Origin of the sequence: Streptomyces sp. AC555_RSS877 (assembly GCF_019049245.1) — a bacterium.
In the GTDB taxonomy this organism is placed as follows: Bacteria; Actinomycetota; Actinomycetes; order Streptomycetales; family Streptomycetaceae; genus Streptomyces.
This window is the reverse complement of record NZ_JAGMUK010000181.1, coordinates 12461-28921: the sequence shown is the minus strand read 5'-3', so window position 1 is coordinate 28921 and position 16461 is coordinate 12461. Positions and strand designations below refer to the sequence as shown.

Annotated in this window: 14 protein-coding genes, 1 tRNA gene and 1 pseudogene; 3 read left to right on the top strand and 13 right to left on the bottom strand. The window is 68.2% G+C overall.

Going from position 1 to position 16461, the window contains the following annotated elements; translation table 11 throughout:
* Positions 1-30 precede the first annotated feature (30 nt).
* From KUM49_RS38610 to KUM49_RS38605, 3 genes and pseudogenes are all read right to left on the bottom strand, one after another.
* Positions 31-549 (bottom strand): hypothetical protein, encoded by a 519-nt coding sequence (locus KUM49_RS38610; protein ID WP_217241622.1) that lies wholly within the window; start codon positions 547-549, stop codon positions 31-33.
* A gap of 232 nt (positions 550-781) precedes the next feature.
* Positions 782-1201: pseudogene (locus KUM49_RS49195) on the bottom strand (hypothetical protein); the annotation flags it as partial.
* 95 nt (positions 1202-1296) lie between these two features.
* Complete coding sequence (locus tag KUM49_RS38605) at positions 1297-1950, bottom strand: DUF5701 family protein (protein WP_217241621.1); 654 nt, start codon at positions 1948-1950, stop codon at positions 1297-1299.
* 391 nt (positions 1951-2341) lie between these two features.
* Between KUM49_RS38605 and KUM49_RS38600 the strand changes: the two genes are divergently transcribed.
* Positions 2342-2998: a TetR/AcrR family transcriptional regulator gene (locus KUM49_RS38600; protein ID WP_217241620.1), complete on the top strand. Its 657-nt coding sequence runs from the start codon at positions 2342-2344 to the stop codon at positions 2996-2998.
* 348 nt (positions 2999-3346) lie between these two features.
* Here the strand turns inward: KUM49_RS38600 and KUM49_RS38595 are convergent, their stop codons facing one another.
* Both KUM49_RS38595 and KUM49_RS38590 read right to left on the bottom strand, forming a co-directional pair.
* Positions 3347-4405, bottom strand: a complete 1059-nt coding sequence (locus KUM49_RS38595; protein ID WP_217241619.1) for a vWA domain-containing protein — start codon at positions 4403-4405, stop codon at positions 3347-3349.
* A gap of 242 nt (positions 4406-4647) precedes the next feature.
* Entirely contained in the window at positions 4648-5151 is a 504-nt protein-coding gene (locus tag KUM49_RS38590) for a hypothetical protein (RefSeq protein WP_217241618.1), read from the bottom strand.
* A 346-nt stretch (positions 5152-5497) separates the two neighbouring features.
* Between KUM49_RS38590 and KUM49_RS38585 the strand changes: the two genes are divergently transcribed.
* Positions 5498-5574 (top strand) — tRNA-OTHER (locus tag KUM49_RS38585).
* A gap of 377 nt (positions 5575-5951) precedes the next feature.
* Positions 5952-6128, top strand: a complete 177-nt coding sequence (locus KUM49_RS38580; RefSeq protein ID WP_217241617.1) for a hypothetical protein — start codon at positions 5952-5954, stop codon at positions 6126-6128.
* Between the two features lie 562 nt (positions 6129-6690).
* Here the strand turns inward: KUM49_RS38580 and KUM49_RS38575 are convergent.
* From KUM49_RS38575 to abc-f, 8 genes are all read right to left on the bottom strand, one after another.
* Positions 6691-7125, bottom strand: a complete 435-nt coding sequence (locus KUM49_RS38575) for a VOC family protein (RefSeq protein ID WP_217241616.1) — start codon at positions 7123-7125, stop codon at positions 6691-6693.
* Positions 7126-7411: 286 nt separating this feature from the next.
* Positions 7412-8521 carry a hypothetical protein gene (locus KUM49_RS38570; RefSeq protein WP_217241615.1) on the bottom strand — a complete coding sequence of 370 codons (1110 nt, stop codon included), beginning with the start codon at positions 8519-8521 and terminating at the stop codon, positions 7412-7414.
* A 2-nt stretch (positions 8522-8523) separates the two neighbouring features.
* A complete protein-coding gene (locus KUM49_RS38565) occupies positions 8524-9573 on the bottom strand; it encodes a hypothetical protein (RefSeq protein ID WP_217241614.1) in 1050 nt (349 codons plus the stop codon).
* 140 nt (positions 9574-9713) lie between these two features.
* Positions 9714-10403 carry a potassium-transporting ATPase subunit C gene (locus tag KUM49_RS38560; protein ID WP_217241613.1) on the bottom strand — a complete coding sequence of 230 codons (690 nt, stop codon included), beginning with the start codon at positions 10401-10403 and terminating at the stop codon, positions 9714-9716.
* A gap of 5 nt (positions 10404-10408) precedes the next feature.
* A complete protein-coding gene (gene kdpB, locus KUM49_RS38555; RefSeq protein WP_217241612.1) occupies positions 10409-12538 on the bottom strand; it encodes a potassium-transporting ATPase subunit KdpB in 2130 nt (709 codons plus the stop codon).
* Positions 12535-14199 (bottom strand): potassium-transporting ATPase subunit KdpA, encoded by a 1665-nt coding sequence (gene kdpA, locus KUM49_RS38550; protein ID WP_217241611.1) that lies wholly within the window; start codon positions 14197-14199, stop codon positions 12535-12537. The genes kdpB and kdpA overlap by 4 nt, the downstream gene beginning before the upstream one ends.
* Before the next feature lie 7 nt (positions 14200-14206).
* Positions 14207-14296 carry a K(+)-transporting ATPase subunit F gene (gene kdpF / locus KUM49_RS38545; RefSeq protein WP_217241610.1) on the bottom strand — a complete coding sequence of 30 codons (90 nt, stop codon included), beginning with the start codon at positions 14294-14296 and terminating at the stop codon, positions 14207-14209.
* A 396-nt stretch (positions 14297-14692) separates the two neighbouring features.
* Positions 14693-16381, bottom strand: coding sequence for a ribosomal protection-like ABC-F family protein (abc-f, locus tag KUM49_RS38540; RefSeq protein ID WP_374200259.1), 1689 nt, complete (start codon positions 16379-16381; stop codon positions 14693-14695).
* Between the last annotated feature and the right edge of the window lie 80 nt (positions 16382-16461).

Sequence of the window (16461 nt, the reverse complement as noted above, 5' to 3'; positions counted from 1 at the left end):
GCCTGGTCGTAGATGCATCGACAACCTGCCTCAATGGCCCTGCGCGCGATTCTGGAGGACGCCGCTGCGCCTGCCCTCGTCGAGCAGAGCCTGCACCAGGGCGGACTTCGCTCCCGGCGCCACGAACCAGAGGGGCGTGGCGTAACGGCTTCTGGAGATTTCGATGCGGTGGCAGCCTATGACGAGACCCACCAACGCCGTCTGCTGCACCCCGGTCACCTCGCTCCACGCCACGGAGTCGCGTATCCGGCCGAACCGGTCGGTGACGGCCACGCCGTCCGCGCACAGGTAACACCTGTTCACACCGAGCCGGGCGGTCAGTCGGCGCCATCCGGACTTCAGGGCGTACACCACGGCCACCACCGCCGTCGCGACAGCAGCATTGTCGTTGACTGCGGACGGGTTGACGACAGTGGCGACGAGCAGCGCGATCCAGAGAAGCAGCAAGAATCCCCGCAGCACCTGCGCCATGGCGCCCATCGCCGGGTTGATGATGGCGTGATCACCGCGGATTTCACCGAGCCTCAGACCAGCCACTCTGTCTCGCACGGACGCCCCTCGGTCGAAGCCGGATCCGCGCTCGTGACATGCGCGCGGCAGGGCATGGCATACCCGCGCCGCCGGTGCCCCGAACGGGGCCGGCTCGTGAGTTCCCAGCCCCGGCCCTCAAGCAGCCGCTACGACCCGGCAGTTGCCGTGAGCGAGCCTGCGCCGCAAGGCCCGCCGATCGGGGGTGTGCCCCGCGAGGCGTCAGCCCGAGGACATCACTCCCTGACCGCAGCATTCGATTATCCGGGACGAGCCTGCGCAGGACGAGCGGGGGCGCTGCATCTTCGGGAGGCAGGACGCGGGCGAGCTCTCGGCAGGTGCCCAACCACCGGTAGCCGTTGTGCAGTCGGACAGGATTCCTGTATCCCTCGGGCGGGCCCTCATGGTCGTCCAGACCGGTGAGCACGAGACCGTCCCTTCCCGGGTGCCGTCCGCGGATCTCCGCGTCCTCCAGTAGCCAGGCATCGGGCGTCCTGTCTTCCGGCACGAGCCACACCCGGCTGCCCACCCAGCCGCACACCTCGGCTTCGTCCGGAACCCAGCCGAACAGTTCGTACGTCCCACGCCGGGGTTCCCCGACCACGGGAGATCGTGAAGCTCTTTTTCGTTGTCGGTCAGGGCGACTTGAGGCTGAGCGCTGCTTCTGGCGCATGACGCCAACCGGACCGATCAGTCACAGAAGTGCGTCGATGACCTGCCGCCCGACTGGACGGCCGGTGCACGTCGGCGGTGTCCGACTTCGGTTCGTCAGATTCCGCGGGCCGCCGCGCTGGCAAAGCCCAGCCAGGTGTGGCGGTTTCCCCACCAGCACCAGCCGACCTTCGGGGCGTTGCGTCTCTCACGGCCGTCCCGGCCGGTGCCGTTGCTGATCCAGATTGCGGGGGTGCGGGCGTCGTACGTGCCGTTCGGCTTGCGCAGACGGGATCCGATGGTCATGAAGCAGCGGTTGCGCTCGAGGGCAGCCGGCTGCTGGAGCACCCAGTGGATGCCTTCGCTGAGCAGCAGTGGGGTGCGGTCTTCCTTGGTGAGCGCGGGCAGTGCTTCCTCCGGGCTCCAGTTGGCCATGTGGTCGCCCCGGTCTACGCCGGTGACCACGTAGAGCGGGGAGTCGGGCAGGTCGATCCCGTACGGCGTGAAGTGGTCGACGTCGGGCATGTCGGTGACGACGAAGCCGGGCTTGTCGCCCTGGCGGAGCAGCGGAGTGAGGACCGAGGCGGGAACGCGGCCGGGATCGATGGCCAGCAGGGTGTCACCGCCCTCGTTCCGGTGTTGCTCGGCGAAGGTGCGGACTTCCTCGGCCGGTATCCCGGCGTGCGTATGCAGCCCCAGCTCGATGAGGCGTTCCGCCTGGGCGGGCAGCGAGGCCATCGGGGGCACGGTGGCGGACTGGGTGTCGGGCAATGCATGCTCCTTACTCGGCGAACGAGGGTGAACTGTTGCGGGCCGGGGGCGGGCCCGGTTGAGGTGGGTGGTCGGTCAGGATGCGAGGGCTGCGCTGCGAGCGGCACCGTGACGCGCGGCACCGTGACGCGCGGCACCGTGACGCGCGGCAATCTCGCTGATCTCCGCGGGGGTGCCGGCCATGATCGTGCGCACACGACGGGTGATCAGCTCGATGGGCCAGTCCCACCAGGCGGCTGACAGAACCGGCCGATGACCAGCTCCGAACCGCAGGCGTACAGAACGTTGCGCCGCACCGATCCCCCTTCCCATGAATTTACGTCGAGAGTAATTTTACCTTCAGAGTCAAGAGACTGTCAACGTAAATATGCTATGGGTGTAAGATTTGGCCATGAGTAGCGACAACGAGCGCGCGCCGTCACCACCTGCGGGCCTGCGCGAGGTCAAGAAGCAGGAGACCCGCCAGCACATCTCCGACCAGGCCACCCGCCTCTTCCTCAAGCAGGGCTTCGACGCCACGACGATCGCCGAGATCGCCGACGCCGCGCGGGTCTCCAAAAAGACCGTCACCAACTACTTCGCCCGCAAGGAGGACATGGCCCTGGACCATCAGGACGCCTTCGTCGCGACCCTGGCCGCGGCCGTGGCGGCGCGGCACCCCGGTGAGTCAGCCCTGGGGGCACTGCGCCGCGCCTTCTCCGACGCACTGGCCACACACGATCCCGTAACCGGCTTTACCGGCCCCGACTTCGCCCGGATGATCGCCGACAGCCCCACCCTCACGATCTGCGTGCGCGGCTTGCACGACCGCCGCGAAGAAGCACTGGCAGAGGCGCTCGCCCAGGCCGAGGACATGCCGATCGACGACATCACCATCCGCACGGCCGCCGGCCTGCTCGGCACCGTCCACCGCATCCTCTTCCAGCAAATCCAGTACCTCACCCTCGCTGGAGAGCCGGATGAAGAAGTCGAGGCGATCGTCGCATCGGACGCGACCCGCGCCTTCGACCTGCTGGAACCATCCATCGGGAGCCTCGGCACGTCCTGACCGGGCCCGCCCACAACGCGAGCAGTCCCGCCAGAACCCGGCCACGGCACGGGGCCTGCCCCACGACAGGCGGCGCCTATACAAGGTCCGCGAGACCGAAGACGCTGTCGCCGGCACGGTCACCCGCCCTGTGACGGCTTCCAGCATGCTGCCGCATAGGTACGACGCGAAGGTGCGTACGCGTTGCACGGGTCGGTAAGCCGAACACACGCATCGTTCCTGCGGCCTTCGCGCCGCCCGTGCCACCCCGTGCCGCCGGTGAACGCACGGGCGACATCCGTCGCTCACAGAGGTGACGAGCAGGAGGAGCAGGCCGTCCCGGACCACCCCGCTCTTCGCTCTCTGATTTCAGAGCATGATGAGCAGACGCGTCTTCGGCTTGAGCTTCCTGTTCACCGAACGGCTCTGTACGTACACCTCCAGCTTGGGGTTGTTCCCCGCTTTCACGGAGACGGTCCCCTGGACACCCGTACCGAACAAAAGGCTGCGCGCCGCGTCGCCCGTATAAGCGCGGTCGGTGTCCTTCTCGACCACGATGACTTCCTTGTTCTGCTGAACCTGAGCCCGGGCGCCCAGCTGGTAGTAACACGAACCACGTTCGTACGTCACGCCCGGATGCGAATTGACGAAGGGGCGAATCTCGACCTCCTTGTCGACTTTGAGAAGCCGGTACTTGTCGGCCGGAATCGGTTCGAGGTTCGCCCGCACCTCGTCAACCGATATGTCCTGACCGACGGCGAACAGGTTCTTCGTACCGCGCACCCCCTGTTCTCGCCCGCGGAGGAAGCTGGTGGCGGCAGCGCGCACGGTGCCGATCGCCTCCTCGACGCCCTTCTGGGAATCCGCATCCCAGATGGCGATGTTCCCGGCCGGGAAGCCGTAGTTCTGGGCGGTCCGCTTGGCCAGCGAGTTCGGAACGAGGATCGCCGAGGTCCAGTGGCCCGGAAGCCCACCCATCTTCGCCGTGATCTTGTCGAGCCAGGGGCCGAGGATGGTCATGTCGCCGTCGTGCCGCCGGTCGCCGCCGGAGGCGTTCTCCTCGCCGTCCGTCACGACGATCTGGAGGAAGCTGTGCTCGCCGTATTCCTCCCAGATATGGCCCAGGTCGTCCAGGGACTTCAGCGAAGCCTCGATGAGGGCCGTAGCCCCATTGTTGACCCGGTACAGCCCCCGCATGGACGGCAGATGCTTCACGTCCATGTCCCAGACCAGGTTCTCCACCTTGTGGTCGAAGGAGTAGAGACTGATCCGGGTCTCGTGGCCGAGGCTGTCCGACTCGGCCTTCAGCCCCGCCACGAATTCGTCCACAACTCGAATGAGTTGACTCTGGTGCGGACGCATTGAACCCGAACAGTCCACTACCAGCGCGACGTGATTCACCTTGTGCTGGATCCTGTTTGCGGACATGCTTCTGTTCCCCCTCCGAGGCTCCCCGAGTGATGTATTCACTCTAGAGCGAGGCACTGACAACGGCGTTTGACGCCCAATCACCTGCCTGCTCCCAGTGGTCCAGTGCCGCGTCGGGCGTCCAGGGGACGCCCTGCGACCTTCCAAGGCGGCTCACCGGACGCGATCGTCCTCCTGAACCCCGAACAGGGTGGGAGGACGACACCAGACGAAGCAGTGTCAGCGGGTCGACGTCTGCCGCTTCACGGACCGTCCGGCGCGGCTGTGTCAGCAAGGACCACCAAGTCCCCCTCGTCGGACGCTTCGGTGACGGTGTGTCCGAGCTGGACCAGCAGCCCCGTTACTGCGGCCTGCACGATCACTCTCATGCTGTCGCCACTCGAAGGACGTCCGGCTTGTTCACGGGCCAGCGAGGTGAAGCCGTCCGAGGCCGTCCAGCCGACCAATGCGCCCGCAGGCACCTCGGTCACACGCAGCCCCGGGACGCCGGTGTCCGCATCGCCCATCACCTGAAAGCCGGCCTGGACCAGGGCGGAACTCACCTGCGACACGAGCTCCGCAGGCGCGTACGACACCAAAGCCGCCTGCCCGCGAGAACGCAGATCATGCCACCGGATTCTCGCGACGCTGACGACGCCAAAGGTCACCGAGCGCTTCGATCGGATGTGGCCGCTGCACGGTTCATGCACGAGCCAGGCCCCAGGGAGGTCAAGGCTGACCCCCCGGGACCCGTAGGTGTCCGTCACTCGGTGCCAGACCTCTCCGGCCACCGTGCATGTGAGCCAGTCGGCCGCTTCGGCGTCGGTCAGGAGCAGCGCGTGTGCGCTTGAGCTCGGCGACGGCTGGGGCCGTGTTCGAGTCGCCCTGATCGAATACGGCCACCAGGCGCGGCATGTCGCCGAGGTCACCTTCGAGGTCGAGGCGGCGCTGGGGTTCGGGGGCGAGGGCGACCAATCGGCGGTCTCCTGCTTGTCGAACTGCCTCTGCGAGCTGTCGACATCATCGACATCGAAACGGCAACGCAACCCACCTGATCAACCGACGAGGGCGCCAGAAAGTCAGGTGCCCCGCCCGCCGCACGCACGCTACGGTGCTGGTGTTCAGGTGCGCAGGCTGCGGCTACTTCGCCTCTCAAGCGGGTAACGCGGGTTCGAATCCCGTCGCCGGCCCCGGCCGGTGTCGTCCAGCGGCCCAGGACGCCTTACGTGCGCCGCCGCCGACCTCGACCTCTGAACACCTACGGCGCGAGCCGCCCGCCACGGGGGACATACCGGCGGGCGGCTCCGTCATTGGCAGGTCACCCACGCATCGGGGCCACCGCCTCACCAGTCGATCGACGGCGATGCCGACGCGTCAACGTCGCCGAGGCCCCGCCCGCGCTTGGCGACGGTTGACACACCAACCACAGATGGCTGTCGGGACACGCCCCCAGGATCATCCGGACCGGCCGGACACGCATCCCAGGCGAGAAATGCGACGCCGGCCGTTCTGGCCCTCCGGCGGGCGCGGGAGGAGCATGGACATAAGCGATTAAGGGAGGCCCGCCATGAAGACCGGAGCCTCGGACTACGACCGCTGGCTGTACTCGCACACGCCCTCCCAGGCCGAGGGCGAGCGCGATGAACCGGCCGAGCGAGCGGTGGAGGAGCAGCATCCGGACGTTCCCAGAACCGAACCGTCCCAGGCGGAGGGCGAGCGGGTGGACGACTTCCGAACCACATGACCGCCGACAGACGGCCGATGAACCAGGGCAGGCGGCGCACCTTGCCGGTCTACTCCGGGCTCACCCTGGAGCGCCGTGTCAGGGACACAGAAGGAGCGGGCCTCGTCGTGCTCATACAGCGCGCGCCTCGCCCGGCCCTCGGTGAGCCCCTTGATCCGTACGCCCTGCGCCATGTGACGCCCAACCCTGACCTGCACGGACGGGCTCCCGAGCCTGACACACCCCGCTGCATCAGCCACTCCGGCGGCTTCGGACGCAGCTATGCGGCCCTCCGTCGTCCGGCCTGCGTTCCTCCTCGACGGCGATACACCGATCTCGCCCCAGCCTGCTGCACGATCACGCGGCGCGCGGACGAAGGCGATCACTTGGTGCGTACGGCGCCTCAGGCCTGCCCCACCGTCGCCTGACCGACCTCAGGCCGGATCATGACCGTCCGCGCTCCTTGGATCGTGCGCCGACCCGATGTGTAGGGAGATCCTCCCTCGGCGTCCCAACGCGGGCATCCGGCCACACCTGCCCCCGCCCAAGGAGACGGCTCCCGCCTCGCCCTCTCGGAGGATGCTCAGTCGAGGCAGAACTCGTTGCCCTCGATGTCCTGCATCACGATGCACGACTCGTTGTCGTCATCGGCAAGCAGCAGTCGCACGCGTACGGCGCCGAGCGCGACCAGTCGTGCGCACTCGGCTTCGAGCGTGGTGAGGCGCTCTGCACCCACGAGTCCGGTGCCGACTCGCACATCAAGATGCAGCCGATTCTTGACGACCTTCCCTTCGGGAACGCGCTGGAAGAACAGTCTCGGGCCCACGCCGGACGGATCACCGCACGCGAACGCTGAACCCTGCTGCTCAGGCGGCAGAGAGCGATCGAATTCGCCCCACGTAGCAAACCCCTCCGGTGGCGGCGGTACGGCGTACCCCAACACCTCGCACCAAAAGCGAGCGACGCGCTCAGGTTCCGCGCAGTCGAAGGTGACTTGGAACTGCTTGATCGATGACATCGGCGCACCATAGCAGGGGCCTCTGTTGCTCATCTCCCGTTGCGGATCGGCATGTTGTCGGGAGAAAAACACCTGCCAGCCCTGACGGCGGCCGCGGCGGCCGGGCCACGGCCGGCCGGGGCACCGTGACCCTCTACACGACGCCTTGGGCTGCCGAGGGCCCAGTGCCATCCCACCGGTAACGGCGGAACGTGGCCGCCCTCGACCACCCACTGACGAACGCGCCGGCCGCCGCCGACGTCGCGGACGTGCGAAACGCTCTGCACAAGTGGCAGTGTTCGTCTTCTCAGCCGAACCGAAGGATGCGTGGCGCGAAGGTGCCCTCGGGGCCGTCTGCGCGGCCGACCGACCACACCGTCGCCGTGCCCGGCACCGGCGCCAGCCGCACCACCGAGGAACCACCCTCGCCCGGCACCACCGGTTCGCTGTGCTCGGTGAACGACTGTCCGTTCCAGGCAAGGAAATCCGGCCCGGGGACGAACGGCGGATAGCTGCCCGGCGGGCCCCATTTCTGCGAGCGGGCCACCGCGACCCAGGCCAGCGCGCCGGACGTGGTGGGTACCAGTGAGCTGATCGCGCCGAAGTCGGTGGGCACGGTCACCCGGTTCCATGTCTGCCCGTCCCAGCGGACCAGGAGCGGCGGAATCGGCCGGCCCACCGGGCCGCCGACGAACCCGGCCGTGCCGCCCGCCCACACCTCCGTCGGCGAGACCGCCAGCACACTGCTCAAGCCCGACCGCGGGAATGCGTCCACGATCGTCTGCTGCCATGCCTGCCCGTTCCAGTGCGACACGGCCGCCCCCGACGCGGTGTCACCCGCGGCCCAGACGTCGTCGGCCGCCAGGATGTGCAGGCCGTACACGGATCCCGGCGGCACCGGCACGTCCCGCCAGCCGCGCCCGTCCCAGCGCAGCAACACCTGCGCGCCCTCCCGCGAACCGATCAGCCAGGTCTCACCGCCGCCGGCGACGGCTTTCGTCAGCACGACACCGCGCGGCGGCCGGCTCTCGGCCCACGCGATGCCGTCGTAGCGGAGCAGGTGGGCGCCGCCCGCCGAGTCGCGGCCAACCGCCCAGACCGCGGTCGGTGAGGTCGCGGCGATGGACAGCAGCTCGCCCTGCCAGCCGACCCCGGCCAGACTCTGGCGCTGCCACGCGACACCGTCCCAGCGCAGCACCAGCGGGAAGCCCGGCGCCTCGCGGCCGACGGCGTCGGCACCCACCGCCCACGCCCGGTCCGGCCCGAACGCCACGGCCTCGTTCAGACCGGCCTGGGGGCGTACCTGCGCCGGGACCGGAACGTGTTGCCAGGACTGGGTGTCCGCCGCGGCCGAGGTCATGGCGGTCACGATGGTCATGGCCGCAGCGAGGGCCGCGACGAGAAGTCTGCGTGCCATGGTCAGCCTCCCAGCCGCTCGCTCATGAGGTTTGGTTTCGAGCCGTAGATCTCGACGGTGCCGAAGGACAGAAGTGAGAACCCGGCCTTCGCCAGTGCACGCGGTTTGACGTCGATCGCGTTCGTGCGCTCCGGGCCGTAGGAGAAGGTGGTGCGGGGGCCGTCCAGCCGTGCGTACTTCGACTGGAACGCGCGGTCGCTGCGCACCGGCAGCCACAGCGCGCCGTCCGGGCCGCGCACCATGGCCTCGGTGTAGGTGTCGCCCAGCGGTGGGTAGGTGGTGCGCCAGGCGTGCCCGTTGAAGGTCATCAGGTAGGTGCGGGCCACGCCGTCGGTGTACTGGCTGCCGCCGATCGTGACCCGGCCGGACGGTTCGAGCACGATCGTGTGCACGTTGCTGTTCGGCGGCAGTGAGACGTTCGCGTCCCGCCACACGGTGCCGTCCCAGCGCAGAATGGTGGTCCCGGTGCTGGTGTCCGCCCAGGCCCAGGCGTCGGTGGCGGTACGTGCGGTGATCCCCATCAGGTACAGCACCCCGTCCGGGGTGGACTGGGTGGTCCAGCCGGAACCGTCGTAGTGCAGCACCTTCACTCCGGTGTCGTCCTCGCCGACCACCCACGCGGCACCCGGTACCGCGGCGAAATCCTGATGGACCGACAAGGTCTGCGGCAGCGGAACGACATTCCACCCTCCCGCCGAACGGCGCAGGATCTCCCCCGCCCCCACGCGTTCGTGGAAGATCCACACCTCCTGGCCGACGAACTGCACCTTGCCGAGCCGGCCCGGTTCACCGGCGCCGGGGAAGGTGGTGTCCCGGCTCCACGCCGTGCCGTCCCACCGGTACAGCATCGGCCGCAGTCCATCGGCGGCGTGCTCGTACCCGGTCGCCCACGCCTCACCCGGGCCGCGGGCGGCGAGGTCGGACACGGTCATCGGCGGTGCCGCCGCCGGCACCGGCAGTGCCGACCAGTTGGGCGTCACAGCCGCGGCCGGCGACACCACCGCGGCACAGGCGATCACAAGGCAGACGATGACCGCACGGAGACCGTTCACGAGACCCCCCAGAGCGTGAAGGTCGCACAGGCTATTGGCGTTCGCCCACCCGTGAACAGACGGCATTCGGCCGTTCACGCTCACTTCCGCCGTCGTCGCCGGTGAGCCACACGTCGGGACGGGCTCAGGCTCGGCCCGGCTCAGGACGGAGTGCTGCTCGGTTCATGGCGCGCCACGAGTTCCTTGAGCGCGATGTTGAGTTCCAGGACGTTGACCGTGGGCTCGCCCATGAAGCCGAGAATGCGGCCGTCCGTGTGCTCGTCCACGAGCTTGTGGACCTGGGCGACGGACAAGCCGTTCCGCTCGGCGATCCGGTGGACCTGGATGCCGGCGTAGTCCGGGGAGATGTCCGGGTCCAGCCCCGAGCCGGAGGAGGTGACCGCGTCGGCGGGTACCTGGGACGGCTTGACCTTGTAGTCCGCCGTCGAGTTGTCCTTGATGACGGCGGCTTTGGCCGCCTTGACCCACTTGATCAGGTCGGCGTTGTCACCGGAACGGTTCGTCGCGCCGGACAGGATCAGCTTGTACCGGGTGTTGACTGTGTTGGTGCCCAGGCCGTTCTGCGGACGCCCCTGGAACCACTTCAGGTCGGGCTCCGGCGTCTCCTGGCCCTTCTTGAGCGGCAGGTTGTACGCCTGGCCGATGAGCAAGGAGCCGACGACCTTGCCGTCCGCCTTGATCTGCGAGCCGTTCGCCTTGCCGGGGAAGATCCCCTGGGCGACGCCGGTGATGGCCAGCGGGTAGAGGATGCCCGTCACCACGGTGAGGACGAGAAGGGCGCGCAGGCCGGCCGAGAGCAACCGGGCAGTGTTGATAACCGAGTTGTTCATGGCAGTCAGCCGATCCCGGGGATGAGGGAGAGGAGCAGGTCGATGATCTTGATGCCGATGAAGGGAGCTATCAGCCCGCCCAGGCCGTAGATCCCGAGGTTGCGGCGGAGCAGCTTGTCGGCGCTGACCGGGCGGTACTGCACGCCGCGCAAGGCGAGGGGCACCAGCGCGATGATGATCAGTGCGTTGAAGATGACCGCGGAGAGGATCGCGGAGTCGGGCGAGGACAGGTTCATGATGTTGAGCTTGTCCAGGCCCGGGTAGACCGCGACGAAGAGCGCCGGGATGATCGCGAAGTACTTGGCGACGTCGTTGGCGATCGAGAAGGTCGTCAACGCGCCCCGGGTGATGAGGAGTTGCTTGCCGATCTCGACGATCTCGATGAGTTTGGTCGGGTTGGAGTCGAGGTCGACCATGTTGGCGGCCTCCTTGGCGGCCGACGTCCCCGTGTTCATGGCCACGCCGACGTCGGCCTGGGCGAGCGCGGGCGCGTCGTTCGTGCCGTCGCCGGTCATCGCGACGAGCTTGCCGCCCGCCTGCTCGCGCTTGATGAGCGCCATCTTGTCCTCGGGAGTGGCCTCCGCGAGGAACTCGTCGACGCCCGCCTCCTCGGCGATCGCCCGGGCCGTCAGCGGGTTGTCACCCGTGATCATGACGGTCTTGATGCCCATGCGGCGCAGCTCGTCGAACCGCTCCCGCATGCCCTCCTTGACGACGTCCTTGAGGTGGACGACGCCCAGCACTCGGGCGCCTTCGGTGTCTTCCACGGCCACGAGCAGCGGGGTCCCGCCCGCTGCGGAGATGTGGTGGGCGAGGGAGTCGGCGTCCTCGGCGACCGTGCCGCCCCGCTCCTTGACCCAGGTGATGACCGAACCGGCCGCGCCCTTGCGGATCTTGCGCCCGCCGACGTCCACGCCCGACATCCGGGTCTGGGCGGTGAAGGCTGTCCATTCGGCGCCGGACAGCTCGCCCTGGTGCCGCTCGCGCCGCTGGTACTTCTCCTTCGCCAGGACGACGATCGAGCGGCCCTCGGGCGTCTCGTCGGCCAGTGATGACAGCTGGGCGGCATCCGCCACCTCGGCCTCGGTGGCGCCCCGTACGGGTACGAATTCTGCGGCCTGCCGGTTTCCGTGCGTGATGGTGCCGGTCTTGTCGAGCAGCAGGGTCGACACGTCACCGGCAGCCTCCACTGCTCTGCCCGACATGGCCAGCACGTTGCGCTGCACCAGTCGGTCCATGCCCGCGATGCCGATCGCGGAGAGCAGCGCACCGATCGTGGTCGGGATCAGGCAGACCAGGAGGGCCACCAGCACGACCATGGTCAGGTGGGTGCCCGCGTAGTCCGCGAGCGGCGGAAGGGTGGCCACCGCGAGCAGGAAGACGATGGTCAGCGAAGCGAGCAGGATGTTCAGCGCCATCTCGTTCGGCGTCTTCTGCCGTGCGGCGCCCTCGACCAAGGCGATCATGCGGTCGATGAAGGTCTCCCCCGGCTTCGTCGTGATCTTGATGACGATCCGGTCGGAGAGGACCTTCGTACCCCCGGTGACGGCACTGCGGTCGCCGCCGGACTCACGGATGACCGGGGCCGACTCACCGGTGATCGCCGACTCGTCCACACTGGCGACGCCCTCGACGACGTCACCGTCGCCGGGGATGATGTCGCCCGCCTCACAGACGACCAGGTCGCCCACGCTCAGTTCGGTGCCGACGACCTGCTCTTCCCGGTCGCTCACGAGACGGCGGGCGACGGTCTCGGTCTTGGCCCTGCGCAACGTGTCGGCCTGCGCCTTGCCGCGGCCTTCGGCGACCGCCTCCGCCAGGTTGGCGAAGATCACGGTGAGCCACAGCCAGGCACTGATCGCCCAGCCGAACCAGTCGCCCGGGTCCTTGAAGGAGAACACCGTCGTCAGCACCGAGCCGACGAGCACGACGAACATCACGGGCGACTTGACCATCACCCGCGGGTCGAGCTTGCGGCAGGCGTCCGGCAGCGACTTCAGCAGCTGCTTCGGATCGAACAGACCCGCACCGACCCGCCCTTCCTGCCTGTGCCCCGTGTGCATGTCGCTGTGCGGCGCACGAGTGGGAGTAGTCGTGGACACGCTGTCCTCTTGCTTTTCTGTGCGAGTGGTCATGACGCCAGCCCTTCGGCCAGCGGTCCCAGTGCCAGGGCCGGGAAGTAGGTCAGACCGGTGATGATGAGAATCGCGCCCACCAACAGCCCGGTGAACAGCGGCTTTTCGGTGCGCAGCGTGCCCGCGGTGGCCGGCACCGGCTTCTGCTCGGCCAGCGAACCCGCCAGCGCCAGCACGAACACCATCGGCAGGAAGCGCCCGAGGAGCATCACGATGCCGATGGTGGTGTTGAACCACGGCGTGTCCGCGTTCAGGCCGGCGAAGGCCGAGCCGTTGTTGTTGGCGCCTGAGGTGTATGCGTACAGGATCTCGGAGAAGCCGTGCGCGCCGCTGTTCAGCATGGAGTGCGGCGGAGTCGGCAGTGCCATCGCCGCGGCGGTGAAGATGAGCACCAGCGCCGGGGTGATGAGGATGTAGCAGGCCGCGAACTCGATCTCGCGGGTGCCGATCTTCTTGCCCAGGTACTCGGGCGTACGGCCGACCATCAGACCGGCGATGAACACCGCGATGACCGCCATGATCAGCATGCCGTAGAGGCCCGAGCCGGTACCGCCGGGGGCGATCTCACCGAGCTGCATGCCCAGCAGGTTCAGCCCGCCGCCCAGCCCCGTGTTGGAGGAATGAAACGAGTCCACCGCGCCGGTGGAGGTGAGCGTCGTGGAGATCGAGAAGATCGACGAAGCGCCGATGCCGAAGCGGGTCTCCTTGCCCTCCGTCGCACCGCCTGCGATCTCGAACGCCGGGCCGTGGTGCGCGAACTCGGTCCACCACATCAGGCAGATGAAGGCGACCCAGATGGTCGCCATCGTGGCGAGGATCGCGTAGCCCTGGCGCAGTGAGCCGACCATCCGGCCGAAGGTTCGCGTCAGCGCGAACGGGATCAGCAGGAGCAGGAAGATCTCGAAGAGGTTGGAGAACGCGTTGGGGTTCTCGAAGGGATGCGCGCTGTTGGCGTTGAAGTAACCGCCGCCGTTGGTGCCGATCTCCTTGATGGCCTCCTGCGAGGCGACCGCGCCGCCGTTCCACTCCTGGTTGCCACCCGTGAACTGGCCGACCTCGTGGATGCCGGAGAAGTTCTGGATCACGCCGCAGGCGACCTGGACGAGCGCGGCGACGACGGAGAGCGGCAGCAAAATACGGACGGTGCCGCGCACCAAGTCGGTCCAGAAGTTGCCCAGCTCGCCGGTGCGGGAGCGGGCGAATCCTCGTACGAGAGCCACCGCGACAGCGATGCCGACGGCGGCGGACAGGAAGTTCTGCACCGCGAGGCCGCCGGTCTGGACGACGTGGCCCATGGCCTGCTCGCCGTAGTACGACTGCCAGTTGGTGTTCGACACGAAGGACGCGGCGGTGTTGAACGCCTGGTCCGGGTCGATCGAGGAGAAGCCCAGCGAGCCGGGCAGGCTGCCCTGCACCCGTTGCAACAGGTACAGGAAGAGCACACTCCCCGCGGAGAAGGCGAGGACACCGCGCAGATAGGCGGACCAGCGCATCTCGGCGTTCGGGTCGGCGCCGATGCCCTTGTAGATCCACTTCTCCACGCGCAGGTGCTTGTCGGAGGAGTAGACCCGGGCCATGTAGTCGCCGAGCGGGCGGTATGCCAGTGCCAACGCAGCGATCAGCGCGAGCAGTTGGAGCACACCGGCGAGGACAGAGCTCATAGGGTGCTCAGAACCTCTCCGGGAAGACCAGGGCGAGGATCAGATAGCCCAGCAGAGCGACGGCCACGACCAGGCCGACAAGGTTTTCGACGGTCACAGCTTCGCCACCCCCTTGGCGGCGAGAGCCACCAGCGCGAACACCGCGACCGTGGTGACGACGAAGGCCAGGTCGGCCATCGCGAGCTCCTAGATGAGGTTCGGATCGAACGGACGATTCGAGGAAAGCTCCTCGTCAGCCGGATTCGGCCGCCGTTGACGCCTCTCTTACGGCGGCCCGTGTGCTTTTGACGCATCCCATACGCCGGGCTCCTCCGCGGGGCACCGAACCAGTTGCCGCAGGCTCCTCCGCGGGGCACCAGCCAGGTGCCCGTTGAGCACGCCAACGGCCCGCACCTGCGAGGTGCGGGCCGTTCAGGTGACCCGGTCAGCGAGCGGGCCGCCCACCGGGCCTCCCGGTGCGCGTGGGTGATCACCGCCTGGGCGGGTCAAGCCGTCAGTCCTGGCTCGTCTTCTCGGCCGCGATCGGGAGTTCCAGCCGGTGCCCCTGGAAGCGTTCACGCAGGAGCCGGTCGTGCGTCACCACGACCAGGGTGCCGGTGTAGCGGGCCAGGGCTGCCTCGATCTCTTCCACCAAGGTGGGTGCCAAGTGGTTCGTCGGCTCGTCGAGCAGGAGCAGATCGAGCGGGCCTGCCGTCACGAGCCGGGCCAGTTCGAGCTTGCGGCGCTGTCCGACGGACAGGTTCCGTACCGGAACAGTGAGGTCGGCTGCCTGGAACAGGCCGAGCGCAAGGAGTGCGTCGGCATGCTCGTCGGGCTGCCCCGCCCTGTCGGCTGCGAATGCCGCGAGCAGCGTTCGGGCATCGAAGGCGTCGTCGGGCGCGCTTTGCTGGCGCAGGAATCCCACTCGGTGTGGCCGGCGCACGACACCGGCGTCAGGCGTCAGCTCCCCTGCCAGCAGTCGGAGAAGGGTGCTTTTGCCGACACCGTTGGGGCCGGTGATGAGGAGCCGGTCACCAGGAGCGAGTTCCAGGGACGGAACGGCCAACCGCCCTTCGACCAGGATGCCTTCAAGGTGCACGGCTGGTGGTGTCTCTTCGGCGGTCGGCGTGCCCTCGACACGGCCTGTGAACCGCAGTGGCTGAGGAGGGGGCGGCACGGGGTGCTCCGTGAGCCGTTGCAACCGCTCGCGTGCGTTCCGGATGCGGCTTTGTGCGCCGTGTGCGCGCGAGCGCGCTCGGAAAGCGCCGGCGCCGCTGAATGCCCACGGCCCCTTGCGGGGGATCTCGGCCAGCAGCCCGCTGCTGGAGTCGGCGAGGTTTTCCTGCCGGGCGATCTCGTTGCGCCATTGCTCGTGATCCCACGCCCACCGGGCCCGGGCCGCCGCCTTGGCGGCGAGGAAGCCGGCGTATCCATTGCCGTAGCGCCGTACCGTGCGCTGATCGTGGTCGATTTCCAGGATCGTGTCGGTGACGCGTTCCAGGAACGCTCGATCGTGCGTGGCCACGATGACCGTGCCCCGATGACGGTGCAGATGTCCTTCCAGCCAGGCCACGGCCTCGTCGTCCAGATCGTTGGTCGGCTCGTCGAGCAGCAGCAGGTCGGGGGCCGAGGCCAGAGTGGCGGCGAGCGCGAGCCGGGAGCGCTGCCCTCCGGAGAGCGTGCTGAGCGCACGCTGCCGGTCCAGTGGCGCGTGCTCGCCGAGCCGGCGGAGGCTCACCTCGACCCGGCGGTCCGCTCCGTGCCCGCCCCGCGCATCGAACTCGGCCACCAGTGCGGCGTAGCGCTCGAATTCCGCGGTGCCGGCCGTGCCCAGTGCGGCCTCGGCGACACGAATACGGTGCTCCAGGGCGCGCAGTGCGCCCAGCACGTGATCCACGGCATCGCCCACGCGCGCCGAACCCGGCAGATCGAGAGTCTGGCGAAGGTGGCCGATCCCTCCTGGTGCCATCACGGTCAGGCTGCCGTTGTCGACAGGCTCCTGCCCTGCCAGCAGCCGCAGGAGCGTGGACTTGCCAGAGCCGTTGTCTCCGACGATCCCGACCTTTTCGCCCGGCCGGACAGTGAGAGACACGCGGTCCAGCACAACGCGGTCGCCGTAGCGCTTGGTCACCTCGGCAAGAGCGATCTGAGACGTCGTGAGAGGAGGAGCAGCGACGGTGGTGCCGACGGAAGCACGGTGCAAGAGCAGTCCTTTGCTGGACGAACAGGATCGTGTGGCGGGCAGTAGGAGCACCAGCTGCCGACCGATGAACACGAAACTAG

Excerpts from the sequence above, each read along its gene's own strand:
- kdpA (WP_217241611.1), bottom strand. The coding sequence starts at position 14,199 with ATGAGCTCTGTCCTCGCCGGTGTGCTCCAACTGCTCGCGCTGATCGCT.
- kdpB (WP_217241612.1), bottom strand. The coding sequence starts at position 12,538 with ATGACCACTCGCACAGAAAAGCAAGAGGACAGCGTGTCCACGACTACT.
- KUM49_RS38570 (WP_217241615.1), bottom strand. The coding sequence starts at position 8,521 with ATGGCACGCAGACTTCTCGTCGCGGCCCTCGCTGCGGCCATGACCATC.
- KUM49_RS38595 (WP_217241619.1), bottom strand. The coding sequence starts at position 4,405 with ATGTCCGCAAACAGGATCCAGCACAAGGTGAATCACGTCGCGCTGGTA.
- KUM49_RS38560 (WP_217241613.1), bottom strand. The coding sequence starts at position 10,403 with ATGAACAACTCGGTTATCAACACTGCCCGGTTGCTCTCGGCCGGCCTG.
- KUM49_RS38600 (WP_217241620.1), top strand. The coding sequence starts at position 2,342 with ATGAGTAGCGACAACGAGCGCGCGCCGTCACCACCTGCGGGCCTGCGC.
- KUM49_RS38580 (WP_217241617.1), top strand. The coding sequence starts at position 5,952 with ATGAAGACCGGAGCCTCGGACTACGACCGCTGGCTGTACTCGCACACG.
- KUM49_RS38575 (WP_217241616.1), bottom strand. The coding sequence starts at position 7,125 with ATGTCATCGATCAAGCAGTTCCAAGTCACCTTCGACTGCGCGGAACCT.